The 18,423-nt window shown below is 49.0% G+C and carries 10 protein-coding genes; 8 read left to right on the forward strand and 2 right to left on the reverse strand.

Annotated elements, in window-relative coordinates:
• Positions 1-31 precede the first annotated feature (31 nt).
• The 5 genes from HB364_RS19910 to HB364_RS19930 all read left to right on the forward strand — a co-directional run bounded on the left by HB364_RS19910 (position 32) and on the right by HB364_RS19930 (position 10,679).
• Positions 32-1,441: an SGNH/GDSL hydrolase family protein gene (locus HB364_RS19910; protein WP_167290081.1), complete on the forward strand. Its 1,410-nt coding sequence runs from the start codon at positions 32-34 to the stop codon at positions 1,439-1,441.
• Positions 1,442-1,578: 137 nt separating this feature from the next.
• On the forward strand, positions 1,579-3,438 hold the full coding sequence (locus HB364_RS19915; protein WP_167290082.1) for a glycoside hydrolase family 97 protein: 1,860 nt from the start codon (positions 1,579-1,581) through the stop codon (positions 3,436-3,438).
• A gap of 6 nt (positions 3,439-3,444) precedes the next feature.
• Positions 3,445-6,285 (forward strand): glycoside hydrolase family 88 protein, encoded by a 2,841-nt coding sequence (locus HB364_RS19920; RefSeq protein ID WP_208420024.1) that lies wholly within the window; start codon positions 3,445-3,447, stop codon positions 6,283-6,285.
• Between the two features lie 91 nt (positions 6,286-6,376).
• Positions 6,377-8,365 carry a glycoside hydrolase family 2 protein gene (locus tag HB364_RS19925; protein ID WP_167290083.1) on the forward strand — a complete coding sequence of 663 codons (1,989 nt, stop codon included), beginning with the start codon at positions 6,377-6,379 and terminating at the stop codon, positions 8,363-8,365.
• Positions 8,366-8,396: 31 nt separating this feature from the next.
• Positions 8,397-10,679 carry an FAD-dependent oxidoreductase gene (locus tag HB364_RS19930; protein ID WP_208420025.1) on the forward strand — a complete coding sequence of 761 codons (2,283 nt, stop codon included), beginning with the start codon at positions 8,397-8,399 and terminating at the stop codon, positions 10,677-10,679.
• 42 nt (positions 10,680-10,721) lie between these two features.
• Here the strand turns inward: HB364_RS19930 and HB364_RS19935 are convergent, their stop codons facing one another.
• Both HB364_RS19935 and HB364_RS19940 read right to left on the reverse strand, forming a co-directional pair.
• Positions 10,722-11,258, reverse strand: coding sequence for a hypothetical protein (locus tag HB364_RS19935; RefSeq protein WP_167290085.1), 537 nt, complete (start codon positions 11,256-11,258; stop codon positions 10,722-10,724).
• 338 nt (positions 11,259-11,596) lie between these two features.
• A complete protein-coding gene (locus HB364_RS19940; protein WP_167290086.1) occupies positions 11,597-12,160 on the reverse strand; it encodes a sigma-70 family RNA polymerase sigma factor in 564 nt (187 codons plus the stop codon).
• Between the two features lie 164 nt (positions 12,161-12,324).
• On the opposite strand from HB364_RS19940, the gene HB364_RS19945 reads away from it, so the two are divergent.
• The 3 genes from HB364_RS19945 (at position 12,325) to HB364_RS19955 (ending at position 18,413) form a co-directional block, all read left to right on the forward strand.
• Positions 12,325-13,350, forward strand: a complete 1,026-nt coding sequence (locus tag HB364_RS19945; RefSeq protein WP_167290087.1) for a FecR family protein — start codon at positions 12,325-12,327, stop codon at positions 13,348-13,350.
• Between the two features lie 97 nt (positions 13,351-13,447).
• Complete coding sequence (locus HB364_RS19950; protein WP_208420026.1) at positions 13,448-16,903, forward strand: SusC/RagA family TonB-linked outer membrane protein; 3,456 nt, start codon at positions 13,448-13,450, stop codon at positions 16,901-16,903.
• 22 nt (positions 16,904-16,925) lie between these two features.
• Positions 16,926-18,413 (forward strand): SusD/RagB family nutrient-binding outer membrane lipoprotein, encoded by a 1,488-nt coding sequence (locus tag HB364_RS19955; protein ID WP_167290088.1) that lies wholly within the window; start codon positions 16,926-16,928, stop codon positions 18,411-18,413.
• Positions 18,414-18,423 lie beyond the last annotated feature (10 nt).

Below are 18,423 nucleotides of genomic sequence, written 5' to 3' on the forward strand. Positions count from 1 at the left end.
GGCTCACCCTGAGCCGGTAAACCGGTTAATTATGCGTAGTTATCTCTGTCTTTTAACAGCGGTATTATTATCAAACTTGGCGCTTGCGCAGAACAAGAGCGCCGAAGATACAGAGCGGGAAAAGCTCATTGCCGCTTCCCAGTCGGGCGCTTCTCCTTTATTCTTTGATCCTGCCGCGAGGGATATACCGGTTATTCAACCCGGTGATTTCAACGATCTCGGTGAATTTGTTGTACGCCATGGCCTGCCCAATTTCTTTCACAAGGCCAAAGCCGGTAAGCCGGTTACTATAGCGTATATCGGCGGCAGCATTACCCAGGCCATCTATGGTTACCGTACCCGGAGTGCGCGGTATATTCAATCGCTATTCCCTTCCACACCCATGAAGGCTATCAATGCCGGTGTGTCGGGAACGGGTACTGATCTGGGGTCCTGCCGTTTACAGGAACAAGTACTGCAATACCATCCCGATCTCATCTTCATTGAATTTGCCGTCAACGGAGCTTACCGTGATGGCATGGAAGGCATGATCCGGCAGATCAGACAATATGATCCCCATATTGATATTTGTCTCATCTACACCATCCACGGCGAACAAACAAAGATATATGCAGCGGGCGAAGTGCCCGAAAACATTCAGGGCCTGGAAGCAATTACCGCGTATTACAATATTCCTTCTATACACCTGGGTATGGAAGCTGCTATGCTGGAGAAGGCAGATAAGCTGACCTGGAAAGGGGATTCAGCAGTGCCCGGTAAGGTCCTTTTTTCCCGTGATGGTACGCATCCATTGGAGGAAGGTGGCAACTTATACGCTGCAGCCATTGCCCGTGCATTCAACGCTATGCAAAATAAAGCGGCGATGGTGAAATACACCTTACCTGCTCCATTGATCCCTGATAACTGGGAAGACGCAAAAATGGTAGCCCCTTCCGTAGCCCAATTCAGTAAAGAGTTTAAGAAAGTAAGCACTGCGCAGGACGAAAAGCTGAAACAGTTTGCCGGCTGGTTCCCTTATGTAATGATGGCAGAGCAGCCCGGCGCTTCCTTTACCTTTCGCTTCAGGGGCAGTATGTTTGGTTTCTTTGATATTGGCGGACCTGAATCGGGACAGGTGGAAGTGCGGGTAGACGGTAAGCCGGTAAGGGTAAAAGAAAAAGGCATCAAAGGCTCCCGCACGCTGGAGATCAATGACCAGGGTCATGAAGTGGTGAACCGTTTCTTCACCTTCTGCAACAACCGGTACCGGGGCCAATATGAATTGATCGCGGTAACACCGGGTGAGCATGTGGTCACCATTACCCTCTCGGCACAGAAGTCCGATAAGGCGGCTATCCTAGGCAGTAAGCAGTTGGCTGATATCACGGCTAACCCTGCCAAATACGATAGAACGGTAGTATACATAGGGAAGATACTGGTGCGGGGCGAAGTGCTGAAATAACTCAGAGGTCATTCCCGCCTTACCGGCCAGTACTATTGGGAACATTCCCGCAAATTGGGAACATTCCCACATCATTTTTGCACCCAAAGCCTTACACCCAAGTCCTGGGCCTGACTAAATTTGACTGCAGATCATTTATGCGCTTATTGCTTACCATATTGAGTCTATTTTACTGCCTCACAGGGCAGGCCGCAGATGCCCTTCTGCTGAAAAGTCCGCACAAACAACTACAGGCAACCGTATTCCTCGAAAAAGGCAATGTCCTGTACCGGGTGAATGCCGGTCAGGCCACGCTGATAGAACCATCCTTATTGGGCATACAACTGGATAACCGGAGCGTGGGAACAGGTGTAAGCAGTTTGACTATTGCCCGTCAATATACCATCAAAGAAAAACAAGCTTCCCGCCTGAATAGCCAGGAAGCCATCAATCACTGTACCGTATACCTGATCGCCCTGCAGGGAGAAAACCTGTCCGATACCATCGAATTCAGGTTATACGATAATGGCTGCGCTTTCCGGTACAAGCCGGCAGGCGATCATCACCGGCAGGTGCAGGAAGAATTGACCGCTTTCAGGTTGCCGGCCAACTCCACGGTATGGTATTTTGAAAGGAACAGTGAATGGAAACTGAAATCCTATGCCGGCCTCTGGCAGCATACCACGGTAGAAAAGCTACCCACCGTTTCTTCCCAGGGACCCATACAGGGTAAGCCGTTGGTGGTAGAGCTGCCCACCAAAAAATACATTGTATTGACAGAAGCCGCGCTCTATGACTACAGTGGCATGCGGCTGAAAGCTATTGGCAACAATACGCTGCAGGTAAATTGTACAGAAGGCAAGGCTGGTTTTGCCGTCAATGGAAAGCTGTGTACGCCCTGGCGGGTGATCAGCTATGCCAATAACCTGCAGGAGCTGGTGAACAATAAGATCATTGAAAACCTCAACCCGGCGCCGGATGATACCCTCTTTGCGCAAACGGATTATATAAAGCCCGGCAAGTCGGTATGGAGCTGGATCACCCGCAATGAGCACTACATGGAGCCGGCGGAAGAAAGAAAATTCATTGATGCGGCGGCGGCGCTGCAATTTGAATATACGCTCCTCGATGAAGGATGGGAAACCAAATGGCCCGACAAATGGAAGCAGTTGCAGGAGCTCTGCGCCTATGCCGCACAAAAGAAGGTGCGGGTATGGGTATGGAAACATTCAAAAGATATCAGGGACACCCTACAGCGCAATCATTTCCTCGATAGTGTTCGCCTGGCCGGTGCTGCAGGTATCAAAACCGACTTCATGAACAGCGAGGCCAAAGACCTTATTGATTTTGAGATAGGATTACTAACTGCTGCTGCCCGGCGGCAACTCATGGTCAACTTTCATGGCTGTCAGTCGCCCGCCGGTGAAAGCAAAACCTTCCCCAATGAAATGACGCGGGAAGGCATCCGGGGTATGGAGCTCAACATCATGAAAGAACCTATTCCGGCCTGGCACAATGCGGCCCTGCCCTTCACCCGCCTGCTTTGTGGCCATGGCGATTATACGCCCGGCTTCTTCAGCAATAAGGCCAATACCACTTTCACCCATCAACTGGCGCTGCTGTACCTGTTTAATTCGCCTTTTCAGTGTATAGCCGAAAACCCGGTTACCCTGTTGAATGATCCGGTATACAAAGTGGTGTTGCCCTTATTAAGGACCTTACCCGTAACCTGGGACGAGACCATCGTATTGCCGGGCAGTAAGATCGGAGCATTGGCAGCCTTTGCCCGCCGTGCCGGAAAAGACTGGTACATAGCAGTGATCAATGGAACCGGTCAAACAACAGGCTTTACGGTAAAGCCTTCCTTTCTTAAAAAGCAATACAAGGCAACCGTAGTTACAGATGCCGGCGGGGATACGGGGTTTGTAACTACCGTCCTGAAAATGGATAACGGCCATGACCAGCATTTTGACCTGCAGCCCAATGGTGGACTGGTCATCCAAATCAAAAGTGAATAGTATAGGATGTATAAGAAGATTAGTAAAATATTCGTCATTATACAATGTTGCCTGCTGGTGAATGCAGCGCAGGCGCAGGTGAGTGTGCCAGCCGGACAAAGTGATATCATCATCAGAAGCGGACAGCGCAGTTATGCCTTTACGCCTTCTTTTGTGGTATTGTACAATGCTACCGATCCGGGTATGGCCCTGAAACCTTCCGGTATCAAAAAAGTAGAATACAATGTGCTCACCTGGAAAGTAAAGGATAGCAGTCGTGCCGACTTTGCCCAAAAGAAAGTGAGCGCTGCGGTGGCCGGTGATGGCTTTGACGACCGTATCCTGCACGGCAAAGCAGAATGGAGAACGGCCAATATTTTCAATGCCGGTGAAAGAACAGCCATAAAAGCTACCGGCACCCGGCAGCAAGGTGATACCGTTTTCTTTGTTTTTCCCGAAACTCCCCCATACAAACTATCCGTCTATCTATTGACAACTGCAAAGCCGTACCCTTTATTGCAGTATTCCTTCAGGCCTTCGCGGCCTGGTTATTATAGCATTGGATATACAGGTGCCCCGGCCTGTACTCCCGAAAAGGCGGCTGCTGTATGGCAGCCGCTTATCTGGCAGGAGAAGCGTATACCCGATGCAGCTTACCTCACGCCGGCATTTATGGCCACCCTGCCCGCTACCATGGTATACGATGGTGTTAATACCGTTGGTGTACTGGCAGCTCCTAAAGAGATCCCTTTCCAGCCATTGCCCATGCTGCCCAACAGCCGCTTTGGCGTATCGCTGCTGAATGAACAGCGCCAACTGCAGCCGCAGGTATATGCGCCTATTCCCGGCGGTTACGGGTCGCAGATGAAGGCCAATGAAGTATTTGATTTCTCCTTTTACCTTGTTACAGAACCAAAGCCGGTTACGGAAACCTATCAAAAGATAGCGCAACAGGTATTCGGCTTTAAGGACTACCGGCACAATGATATTGCTTCGCTCAATACCGCGCTGGACAATATGGTGGATTATTCCTTATCACAATATGCCTGGTTTATAGACAGCCTGAAAGGCTGCGCTTATTCTACCGATGTGCCGGGCGCTGTAAAGAATGTATCCAGCCTCAATCCCCTGGAGCTGGCCCTGGTAAGGGATGATGCGGTGATGTTTGAGAAGCGCGCGTATCCCCTGATAGAGTTCATGCTCTCGCGCGAAAAATTCCTCTTCAGCCTGGACAGTACCCAAAAAATACAAAGCCCTTCCCGCAAACTGAAAGGGCCGATAGCGCCTTTATCAGAACTGGCAGCACTGTATAATATATTCGGTAAGCAAAATGATTTCTACCTGCTCATGGCACAGCAGGAGTATGGCCGGGACCGCGTGCGTAATATGGATGGAAAAGAAAAAGGCAATACCTGGATCAATGCCATGTACCTCTATACAGCCACCCGCGATAAAAAATATTTACAGGATGCAGTGACCAAGGCCAATCAATACCTGGCACAACGCATCAACAAACCACAAACCGGTTTTGCGGATCCCCTGCAAACGGGTTATTTCTTCTGGCCCACCTTTACCGGGCGGTGGATAGAGTTCCTGCAATTGTATGAACTGACCGGTGATAAACGCTACCTCGAAGCAGCGCAGCAGGGCGCACGCCAGTATACCATGTTCACCTGGATGTGCCCGCTGATACCCGATAGCCTGATCACCGTCAACAAAGGCGGCAAGGCGCCCATGTACTGGTACCTGAAATCAAAGGGCCACCAACAAATGTATTACCCGGAAGAGCAGGCACCGGCCTGGCGCTTGTCGGAGATAGGGCTCACGCCCGAATCATCCGGTACTTCCACCGGTCACCGGGGTATCTTCATGGCCAACTATGCACCGTGGATGTTGCGCATCGGTTATTATACCCGCGATACCTTCCTCATGAATGTAGCGAAAGCATCCATCATCGGCCGGTACAGGAACTTTCCGGGCTATCATATCAATACAGAGCGCACGACGGCGTATGAAAAGGTAGATTTTCCCCTGCATGCGCACAAAGACCAGAGCGTAAACTCCTTTCACTACAACCATATATTGCCCATGGCATCGATGTTACTCGATTATTTGGTAACCGATGCTTTTGTGCGTAGCCAGGGCAGGATCAACTTTCCATCTGAATACATGGAAGGTTATGCCTATTTGCAGAACAAACTTTACGGCGCGCAAAAAGGCAGCTTCTATACAGAAAAGGAAGTACAACTCTGGATGCCTGTCCGGTTGCTGCAGATCAATAATACAGAGCTTAACTACATAGCGGCGCGGAAAGACGATAAGTTATTACTGGCTTTCACCAATCAATCTGCTAAGCCGGTGACGGCCACCATCACCATCAATCCGGCCTGGGTAACATTGAATGGCAAGAGCATTGTGACTGCGTATACTGGTAAAATAAATAAGGCGCTTACCAACAGCAGTTTTACCATCACGGTACCTGCCAATGGTATAACTGCAGTGGCGGTGCAGCAGGCGGTTATCAAATCGGCTTTCCAGCAAAAAATACTGGATACCCGTCAGGTAGATACCGGCCGGGATTATGCAAAGCTGGCCACGGGCAATGCGCATGCGCTGCTGTTTCAACTGGGGCAATATGGCCGCCGCCTCTATGTATACCTCGAAGATGATGACAATAAATACCGGCAGGCGACACTGGTATATACAGATGCCAACGGAAAGGAAGCAAGAATAGAAGATACAGCCTATCCTTTTGAGTTCACGGTACCGGTGGATAAAGAAGCAAGGGTGCCCTTCTATTTATCGCTTACCGGTATAGACGGTAAAGAAGTGAAAAGTGAAGGAGTGGTGATGGGCGCAGTAAAGTAAATAAAGCAGCTAGTGGTAAATGGCGAGTGGCAAGTAGTGCCACTTACCATTCACCACTTGCCTTTTACAAATACCTAAAGTATTCAGAAATATGAAATTAATATATAGTATCATCTTATTAGGCTGGCCGCTGCTGGCAGGCGCACAGGGCAGAACAAGTCTCTCCCTCAACGGTGCCTGGATCTTTACCCTCGACCCGGTGAAAGTAGGGGAGGCCAATCATTGGTATGCAACGGATTTTGTGACCACTGGCTTTGATAAAGTACAGGTGCCGCACAGCTTCTCTGTTGACAAACGGTATTCCTTTTATACCGGCACCGCCTGGTATTTTAAGAACTTCCCTTCAGCTGCGGTGCAACCAGGTCAGCGGGCTTTCCTGCAATTTGAAGCCGTATTCTATAAAACAACCGTATGGCTCAATGATAAGAAAGTAGGTGCACATGAAGGCGGCTATACACCTTTTGAGCTGGACGTAACGGAGCACCTGCAGGCGAAGAACACGCTTGCACTGTCCGTCAATAATGAGTGGGATACCACCACCATCCCCGGCGCTAAAACTTCTGATGCTTATTCACGTACCGATCATTCCCAGCTCTATCCCTGGATCAACTATGGTGGCATCACCAGACCGGTCCGATTAATCATACGTCCGGACGTATTCCTGCAAAAGGCGCAGGTCATTGCCCTGCCTGATCAACCCAAAGGAGAGGCCCGCATCAGGATCAAAGCATTCATCAGTAACCTGGGTACGCAACCTGTTCAAACTTCTTTGACTGCCAACATTTATTATGGTGGTCAGAAAATCAATACTAAGCTCAAACCGGTAGTTGCCAGTGTGGCTGCCAATGGTAGTACGCCCGTTGTGCTGGAGGGTGTATTGCCGGCGGCAGCTGTTAAGCGTTGGTACCCTGATGAACCCAACCTGTATACGGCAGAGATCATAACCGGAAGGGATACGCTGAACACCCCCTTTGGTATCCGCACCATTGCTGTTAAAGGCACCCAACTCTTATTAAATGGCGAGCCTATCCGCATGGGTGGTTGTAACCGGCCATTGGATTATCCCGGCTATGGTTCCCTCGATCCTGATGTGGTATTGGAGAAAGACCTGGCCCTCATCCGGAACGGTAGTATGGAATTCTCCCGTCTGAGTCATTATCCAATGTCGGAAAGCCTGCTGAACTGGGCCGATAAAAATGGCCTGCTCATCATTGCCGAAGCCGGCAACTGGCAAATGACACCGCGGCAAATGGCCGATCCGCTCATGCGCGCCAAATTCCAGGCACAAATGAAAGAGATGATGGAGCGCGACTGGAACCATCCCTGCATCATAGCATATAGCCTGGGCAATGAATTCCAGGCACAAACACCCGAAGGGCAGGCCTGGGTGCGGGACATGGGTGCTTTTGTGAAAACCATTGATACTACCCGCCTCCTCACCTTTGCCAGCTACACGGTGTTTCGCGATTATGTGCAAAAACCCGAAGATGAAGCCTCGCAATATGTAGATTTCATCAGCGCCAATGTCTACGGCAATCATTTAAAATTGCTGCAAAAGATACATGGCATATATCCCAACAAGCCCATTTACATCAGTGAGTTTGGTATGCGGTTTAATGCTGCCAATAAAGAAGAGCCCCGCGTGGCTCATTTCAGGAAGGCCATGGAAGCCTTCAGGCAATGCGACTATTTAGTTGGCGCTTCAGTATGGACACTGAATGATTACCTGAGCCGGTTTCCCGGCACCGATGAAGATGGGTACAGGGCCTGGGGATTGGTAACGCCTGACCGTGTAGTAAGGGACAGTTATGTATACCTGCAGGAGGAATTTGCGCCGGCTGTGCTGGAAGTAGTAAAGCGCGAAGCAGGAAAGCTGACGATAGCTGTGGCTGCACGCACCGGTTTCCCGTCCTATACCCTGCGCAATTACCAGTTGCAATACGGAGACGAAACGATAAAACTGAAAACATTAAAGCCAGGTGAAAGACAGGAGGTAACAATACCAGTTACCACGGACGGCGTGAAAGTGTCATTACTAAAACCGGGAGGATTCACAGCAGTAAGCAAGACTTTTAAATAAAACCTTATCAAATAACATTAATCCGGAAATGATGAAATTGGAGAACAACAGTAGCAGTAAACGTTCTTTTGTCAACAGGAAAATAGAAGCAGACTTAATTGTAACAGGCGGAGGCCTTTCGGGTGTATGCTGTGCCATTACAGCCGCCCGGCAGGGTTGTAAAGTAGTGCTGGTGCAGGACAGGCCGGTATTGGGCGGCAACTCCAGCAGTGAAGTGCGTTTATGGATATTGGGCGCTACCTCGCACATGGGCAATAACAATCGCTGGGCCAGGGAAGGTGGTGTAGTAGATGAAATACTGGTAGAGAATACTTACCGTAATCCGGAAGGCAATCCGGTTATCTTCGATACCATCTTACTGGATAAAGTAGTGAGTGAGCCGAACATCAAACTGCTGCTGAATACAGCAGTCTATGAAGTGGAAAAGAAAGACGAAAATACGATCCAGGCCGTAAAAGCATTCTGCAGTCAAAACCAGACAGAATATATTTTATCCGCTCCCTTGTTCTGTGATGCGTCAGGCGATGGAGTCGTTGGCTTCCTCGCAGGCGCGGCCTTCCGCATGGGAGCAGAAAGCAAAGAAGAGTTTGGTGAGCAGTTTGCTCCCTCCGCAGAATATGGCGAACTGCTGGGCCATACGTTGTACTTCTACAGCAAGGATACCGGCCGGCCGGTGAAGTACACGCCGCCGTCCTTTGCTTTGACAGACATCACAGAGATCCCCCGCTTCAAAACCTTCAATGCAAAAGACTTTGGCTGTAAGCTGTGGTGGATAGAATACGGTGGCCGCCTGGATACGGTGCATGATACCGAGCAGATCAAATGGGAACTATGGAAAGTGGTATATGGCGTATGGAATTACATCAAGAACTCCGGCAACTTTCCGGAAGCGGAAAACCTTACCCTCGAATGGGTAGGCACTATTCCCGGCAAACGGGAGAGCCGCCGCTTTGAAGGAGATTATATGATGATACAGCAGGACATTGTGGAGCAGCGTCTGCAGGAAGATGCCGTGGCCTTTGGCGGCTGGTCTATCGACCTGCATCCTGCCGATGGTGTATTCAGTGAAAAGCCGGGCTGTAACCAATGGCATAGCAAAGGCATCTATCAAATACCTTATCGCAGTCTGTACAGTAAAAATATTACTAACCTCTTTTTGGGTGGCCGTCTCATCAGTGCTTCCCATGTAGCGTTTGGTTCCACCCGCGTAATGGCTACTGCGGCCTATGCTTCCCAGGCCGTGGGCATGGCTGCTGCTGTGTGTACAGAAAGAAATATACTGCCGGCTGCTATCATCAGCAACCAGTATATCACACACCTGCAGCAGCGGTTGATGAAAAGCGGTCAACACATTCCGGGACTGACCTTGCACGATACAACAGACCTGGTGCAAACGGCTGCCATCACTGCTTCGAGTGAGCTGGTATTGCAGGAACTGCCCGAAGATAATTTCCTGAAACGGTTGGAGCTTTCCGTAGCGCAGATGGTGCCGCTGCAAAAAGGAAAGGTTGAACCTTTTGTTTTTCATGCACAGTCTGATATTGCTACTACCTTACAGGTAGAGCTGCGCGTCAGCAGTAAACCGGCCAATCATACCCCCGATATTACTATCGCCACCCAGGTGCTGGACATTCATCCCGGCAGGAACTGCATGCAGGTGCAATTTGATGGGGTGCTGGACAATACTACCTATGCCTTCATCACTTTCCTGAAGAACCCAGAGGTACAGCTTCATTTTTCAAAGAAGCGGGTTACTGGTATCTTATCGGTATTCAACAGCGTTAATAAAGCGGTGAGTAACTATGGTAAGCAAACCCCGCCGGAAGATATTGGCATGGAGGCTTTTGAATTCTGGTGCCCGCAACGTCGCCCGGAAGGACACAATATTGCGTTTAAATATCCGGCAGGATTACCGGTATTCAAAGCGGAGCATATACGCAATGGGATAGACAGGCCTACAGACCAGCCCAATGCCTGGGTAGCTGACTGGCATGATAAAGCGCCGCAACTTACGCTTAGCTGGAAGACACCACAGGAGATCAGTCACATAGACCTGTTCTTTGATGCCGACTATGATCATCCGATGGAGTCCGTATTAATGCAGCATCCGGAATCAGTCATGCCTTTTTGTGTACGCAAGTACCGCGTAAAAGATGAAGCGGGGAATATCCTTGCGGAGCAAAAAGACAATTATCAAACGCATAACCGTATATCCTTGCAGCAACCGGTTACTATAAAAAAGCTGGTCATTGAAGTAGAACACCCTTCTGCTGATGTGCCGGCGGCGGTTTTTGCAGTGCGTTGCTACAAATAATGATACTGTTGTGTGAACCATTCATGAAGCGTCTTCGCCCTTTTAGGGGCCACCGCTTTGTAGAGGTATAACCGAAAACGTATTGGCCCCATCGGGGCCACCCAAATAGCGGGAAGTATAAAGATGGTAAGAAGGCTTGCTGGCAGCCATTGTTTTGTGTTGCCGGCGGGCCTTTCCTTTTACACGTTGTGTTTGGCGATATGCAGTAGCTTTCACTACAATTGTCTCGGGTTCACTGGCCTGAACTGGTTGAACAGTATACATTTTGAGCAGGTAAGCCAGCACTTCTTCAACAGTCCATTCCTCCTTCAGCCAGGTCATGGCTTCACCGGTGAGCTTGCGGTACAGGCTGTGTTGTTTCCGATCAGCCGGCAGTGTGCGATATACGGCCGATGCAATGCGGGAGGCTTTGGCCAGCAGACCGGCATATTGCATCGTTTTGCGGAAGGCCGGGTCTTTCTTCACCCTTTTACCGGTCAGCGAACTGGCGGTACGCATAAAATACTTCCCATACATCTTGTAGATGCACACGGGACCAATGGTGCCCGTAATGGGTGGTATGCCGGTGAATTTAGCCATTGAACATAAACTGTTAATAACATATACTGCTTAAAATTAATAAATGTTGGCTACCAGGACAATACCATGAAGTGGGTAAAATGGCAGGGATATACAAACCATGTATCATCCTTGTGTGATCCTTGTGGGTTATAGCGCACTCAATATATAGATGACACAAAGATGGAAGAAGGATTGGACGAGGAGGAGGTTTGGGAGGTCCCGTGCTAAAATCTGGCAGATTTGGCCATGTTCTGTGGCAAGCGAGATCATGCCTGGCAGTGGGACAAGCTTTGTCAGGCTTTAGAGCCGCTTGTCTTCCGGCTATCCTCCAACTGAGCGCCGTGGTAAAGGCGCACTTACCCCCTGAGCGTGGAGATCACAAGGATCAGGGCCGATAGCCTCTCCGGCGTAAAATGATTACGCAGGGTATACAGCGCCTCATTCATCTGTTTTTCAATAGTATTGGTGCTAATCTGGAGTTGGTCGGCTATTTCCCGGTGCGACAGGCCCTCTTCCTTCACCAGGCGGTAAATGATCCTGCGCCTCGGTGGCAGGGCTTGTACCGCCTTATCATAATCCTGTAATACCTCTTTCAATAACAGTTGCTCATCGGCGGTGCAAACAGCAGCCTGCTGTTGCTGGTAGCGATTTTCCCGCAGTGCTTCCCGGGCAGACTTCCGCACATAATCAATGATCAGGTTGTGCGCATACTTACGCAGAAGGTGAAGGATGGTATCGTCATCCTGCACTTTGTCCATCTTTTCCCAAAGCCTGATGTAACATTCCTGTACAATATCATCGGCCACCGCAGGATTCCGTACGTTGTGTTGTACGAAACCAATGAGGCGGTCCTTCGTTGAAAAGTACATCTTTTCATAGCGCGCTGTCAGTGCCTTTTTATTGTTGATGGAGAATGCCATGGAAAGGAGATGAAGCCCTGCATTAAAATAGGTGAGGCAAAGTTGATCATCCTGTTTTTGAAATGACGGCTATACAGGAGAATTAATAATTCCTTAATTGGAACCGGCTGTGCAATGTTAAGGATGTATTAACTCCAAAAAGGGAGTAGTGGCAAAGGCTTTGGGTGTCGTGTTATACAGGTATGCTGGAAAAAGAATTACTGCGCAGGTACCTGGATGGTCAATGCACCGAAGAAGAAAAATTATTGGTGAGGAAATACCTGGCCGGTAATGACAATAACCTTCCCGGCATGGATGCATTGCTGCATGACTCCTGGCAGCAAAGCAATAATGCCATTGTGCCGGAAGAGGAAACCATGAAGCACTTGCAAAAGTTGCGGGACCAATTGTACCCGGATGTAAACGGTGTAGTACCTATGCGCCGGCGTTCCCTCCGGTACCTCTATTATGCTGCTGCAGTAATGGTGGCAGCCATCGTAATACCCCTCTTTTTGTGGCGTTCTCCCAAGCCGGAGCAGGTTGTGGCTGTTGCCGTATGGGATTCTGTGTCCAATGCCGGAAGTACTTCCATACATATCACATTGCCCGATAGTTCAACCGCGTGGATAAGCCCCAACAGTACCCTGCGCTGGAATATGCATAATCATGGCCGGCGTATAGTGCAGTTGGAAGGAGAAGCTTTCTTCGATGTGACCCATCATCGGGATGCACCTTTTATAGTACAAACCGGTAATATCAACACAAGGGTATTGGGCACTGCCTTCAATATTGAATCCTACCGGCATGAACCGGCAGTGCGGGTGTCGCTGGTGCGGGGAAAAGTGGCTATAGAAAAGCAATGGGCAGGACCGGATCATATACAGACCATCGAAACATTGCAACCTGGTGAAATGCTGAGTTACCGGAAGGCCGATAGTACTACCCGTAAAGAGACCCTGATCATTACTGATATCCGGCAGTGGACCGGTGGATACCTTGTACTGAACGATGTGCCGCTGCCGGATGCACTCCGGCGTATTGCGGCGAGAAATCATGTTTCCTTTATTTATGACGATAAGATCAGCAACAGCCGCAAGCGGGTAAGCACCGTATTTAAGAATGAAACTACCGGACAAATGCTGGATATTATCGGGTTTATCACCGGCTGTCAACACAGGAAAAAAGGAAACGACCAGATAGAAATATATTAATACTACCAGGAGCAGGTAAAAGAAAGCAGGGTTGCAGCGAACAACCCTGCCGGTAAAAAACCTCTTTTACAAGGTTCTTAAAACTCAAACCAAAGTTATGCTGAATCATGCATTCTTCCATCTCCTGTTACGCGCAGGCATTTGCTGTATGGTATTCCTGCTGACCGTTTTTCAAAAAGGCATTGCCCAGGAGCGCTTCAGCGACCTGACCCAAAAGGTCAATTTTACAGCGCCGGTTGCCGATGTGGCCATGCTGATGGAATCGTTACAAAGTCAGACGGATTATGTTTTTTCTTTTGAGAAGCCGGTTATGTCGGCAGTAAAACTTTCCAATGTCCGTTTTGAGCATACACCGCTGCGGGAAGTGCTGTTGTGGTTGCAGGATAAACATCGTTTGTCTTTCCTGGTGTCCGGAAAAAACATTGCTGTTAAAAAACTGGCTGCTGCAGGAAAAAAAGAAAACATGGCCGCGGGTGAACGTACCATCCATGGTACCCTTAAAGATAATCAAAGCGGGGAAGGTGTGCCCGGCGCGGTGATCAGTACAGGCAATAAAATGACGCTTACTGATTCTACAGGTGCTTTCTCTGTCCTGTTACCCGATGGTAAAGCTTCCCTGCAGATCAGCTCAGTAGGGTATATCACAAAGTCAATACCCGCTGCTGAGATCACCAATCCTTTGCACATCACCTTAAAAAGAGACCAGGCTCAACTGGAGAATGTAGTGGTAACAGCGCTGGGCATTCGCCGGGAAGAACGGTCACTGGGCTATGCTGCCCAAACGGTGGGAGAGAAAACGGTAAAAGATGCAAAGACCAACAACTGGGCAAATGCCCTCACAGGAAAAGTAGCCGGGTTGAACATTATGGGAACCGGATCGGGACCCATGGGTTCTTCAAGGATCACCCTGCGGGGCGAATCGTCGCTAAACCTCGACAATAACCAGGCATTGATCGTGATAGATGGCGTACCCATCAGCAGCAAAATTACCGGTACGGGTTTCAGCTCACACCTGTCGGCCGATAACCCGGTAGATTATGGTTCCAATGTATCGGACATTAACCCGGATGATATCGAAAAGATAACGGTGCTGAAAGGGCCGGGAGCTACAGCGCTGTATGGCAGCCGTGCTGCCGGCGGGGCTATTATCATCACTACTAAATCGGGCGGTCGTGATAAAGGATTGGGTATTACCTATAACCTGAATGTAAGCATAGATGATGTGAACCGCTGGCCCGATTATCAATATGAATATGGAGAAGGACGTGTAGATACTTATTATTCCTATGGCGATAGTCCGGATGGCGCCAATACCAGTACTTCGGCAGGAGGGGGCCGTTCCTGGGGTCCTAAATACAATGGACAACTATATTTTCAATACAATCCCAATGCACCTGATGGCAAACCTACCGAACGTACGCCCTGGGTGCCTTATAAAGATTCGCGCAAAGGCTATTTCCGGGTGGGCCATACCATTTCAAACAGTATAGCCATTGAAGGTGCCGGTGATAAAGGCAGTATGCGTTTATCGGTTACCCACTTAAAAAATGAATGGATCATTCCCAATACCGGTTATGAAAGGATCAATGCTGCTTTGTCGGTCATGCAAAAAGTGACGGATAAGCTGAAGATCAATGCCAAGGTAAATTATGCCCACAAGCAAAGTGATAACCTGCCGGCGGCGGGCTATAATAACCAAACGCTGATGTACTTCCTCATCATTGGTACTACTACTAATGTAAAACCTGAATGGTTCAAGCCTTACTGGATGCCGGGCCTGGAACAGGTGCAACAGCGCCGGCCTTTTTATGCTGGCCCCGATAATCCTTACCTCGGTATGTATGAGATGCTGAATAAGATGAAGAAGAACAGTGTAACCGGTAATATCTCTGCTACCTATGAATTCTCTCCCAAACTGGAGCTGATGGTACGATCGGGCATTGATATGGGTATGGAACTGCGTTCCCAGCAACGTCCGTTCAGCATGACCAAATACCCGCGGGGCATGTTCCGTACACAGGATGTATTCAGCTATGAAGTAAATACAGATGCGTTGCTTACCTGGCGCGACCAGCTTACCCATAAGATCAAGTACAGTGTTTCAGCAGGCGCCAATGCCATGCGCCAGTCTTATGATTTTGACGGTATGTACGCCGATCAGTTATCGCAACCCGGCGTATACCAGATATCCAACAGCCTTGATCCTGCCGTGGCCGATCCACAGCGCAGCAGGAAAGCGATCAACAGCCTGTATGGCCTGGGGCAAATTTCCTATGACGAAAAGATCTTTGTGGATGTTACCGGCCGTAACGACTGGTCAAGCACCCTGCCTTATTCCAACAATTCTTTCTTTTATCCTTCTGTGAGCACCAGCTTTGTGCTGGACCAACTGTTTACGCTTCCGGCGGCGGTTTCCTTTGCCAAGCTGCGCTTGTCCTGGGCGCAGGTGGGCAATGATACCAGGCCTTATCAAACCAGTAAATACTATAATGGCATTTATGGCAATAGCTTTACCAATCCGTCCGTACTCTATAACGCCAACCTGAAACCAGAGATCACCACCAGCTATGAGGCAGGCATTGATCTTCGTTTATTCAGGAACCGGCTGGGTCTTGATGTGGCAGTGTACACCAATAACAGCCGTAACCAGATCATTGCCATACCACTGGACCAGACTTCGGGGTATTACAGTAAAATGGTGAATGCCGGGTTGATCAATAGCCGCGGTGTGGAGGTGAAGCTCACCGGTAAGCCTGTTGAAGGGCGGCGATTTAACTGGACTTCTACACTCACCTGGTCCTTGAACCGCAGTTACGTAAAAGAACTGGCCGACGGCATCACCAGCCAGGTTATTTATGCGCATGGTTCTGATGTTACCATCGAAGCAAGGGTAGGAGGACGTATGGGCGATCTGTATGGTAAAGGATTTCAACGTTCACCGGAAGGAAAGATCATCTATACTTCTACCGGTGTTCCTGCTACATTGGACCCTGTGGCCAGAAAGTGGGGCAATGCCTTTGCCGACTGGAAGGCTGGTTGGCTGAATGAATTTACCATTAAAAATTTCAGAATAAGCCTCCTGGTGGATGGACAGAAAGGTGGTGATATGTTTTCACAGACCAACCACAAGAACAACGAGTTTGGCAATACCAAAGTCACCTTGCCTGGCCGTGATGGCGGTATTGTGGGCGATGGGGTGGTATTGGGCGCTGATGGAAAATATCAGCCCAATACGGTGAAGGTGAATGCAAGGGCCTATTATGAGAACGTATATGCGAGAAGCAATGCAGAGATGAATATTTTCGATGCCTCCTTCCTCAAGATCAGGGAAGCACGTATTGAATACAACCTGCCCCCAAAATTATTGAGTAAAATAAGGTTTAAACAAACCACCATTGCGGTGTACGGAAGGGAGCTGTTCAACTTCACCAAATTCCCGGCCTTTGATCCGGAAGGTGGCAACCTCAATAGCGGTACCCTTACGCCCGGTGTAGAACTGGCGCAGTTCCCTTCTACCAGGAATATGGGTATCAATCTTACATTCAAATTCTAACTTATTGCAAAAGCAGTTATTTATGTGTAACCGTATACTATACTTTATCATTTTGTGCTGTGGGGTTTTCCTGGCTTCCTGCACCAAAAACTTTGAGGAGATCAATACCGATCCCATACGTCCTACCACCATTACACCCGGCGTTTTGCTGGGACAAATGCAGTACCGTTTTGTGAATACCAGTATTGCGAGGGCTAAAGGCTTTACGCATGAACTGATGCAGGTAACCGCCCCGCGTGAAAGCACCAGTGGCGGCGCTCACCGTTACGTGATAACCGGGGAAACCGGCAGCAGCTTATGGGATGGATTTTATTCGAGGATGACCGACCTGGAAGACCTGTATACTATATCCACTACGCTGAAAGAAGATAACTACAAAGCTATTGCGCTGATCTATAAGGCCTGGTCTTATTCCATACTTACAGATGGTTTTGGTGATATCCCTTTTTCACAAACGGCGCGGGCAAAAGAGGGCATTGTAACACCTGCGTTTGACAGTCAGAAGGACATTTATGTAACGCTGCTGGAATACCTCGATACTGCCAATAACCTGCTCAATACTTCCAAAGCGCTGACCTATTCCGGGGATATTGTGTACAATGCGAACCCAAGTCCGGGAACAGGTGGTGCGGGAGTACTTAAATGGAAGAAGTTCTGTAACTCTTTAAAGCTGCGTTTATTGCTGCGTATCTCAAAGCGTAACGGGGAAATAGATGTGAACGGACAGATCAATACCATTTTAAGTGATGCGGCTAAATACCCGGTGTTCACTGCTACCACAGATGACGCTATTCTTCGTTATCCCGGCACCAATCCTTATTATAACCCGTATTATAATGAAAGAGACCTGGGCTGGCGGCAAAATGATTATTACACCTTGTTCTTCATGAATAAAATGAATACCGACGACGACCCCCGGCGGGGAGTGTGGGCCACCACCGTAAAAGTAAATGGGGTGGATACCTATACCGGTATTGAAAGCGGCTACCCAAGTACCACCGTATACGTAACCGATAAAAATTCCAGTTATAAAGATGCTTTAAAAACTTCTCCGCTGCTGGGGGTGATGATGACCTGCGCCGAACTGGAATTTATCAAAGCAGAACTGGCTCTGAAGGGCTTTGCTACCGGTAATACAGCAAAGAAGCATTATGAGAACGGCATCACTGCTTCTATGGCGCAGTGGGGAGCTGTAATGCCTGCCGGCTATCTGCAACAACCAGGCGTTGTATACAACGAGGCAGGAAGCACGGAAAGCCAGTTGGAACAGATCATGCTGCAGAAATATTATGCGTATTATTTTGTTGACTGCCAGGCATGGTTTGAAAAAAGGAGAACAGGTTATCCTATACTGCCAAGAGGCAGTGGTATTCCTGCAGAAAACCAGTTCCCTTCCCGCTTCCTCTATCCCGGTTACCTGCAGTCACTAAACCCCGATAACCTGCAGAAGGCCATACAGGCTCTCGGTGGAAAAGATATAAGCACGGTAAAAGGATGGTGGGAGAAATAATAATTTAAAA

This window comes from Paraflavitalea devenefica (assembly GCF_011759375.1).
Taxonomy (GTDB): Bacteria; Bacteroidota; Bacteroidia; order Chitinophagales; family Chitinophagaceae; genus Paraflavitalea; species Paraflavitalea devenefica.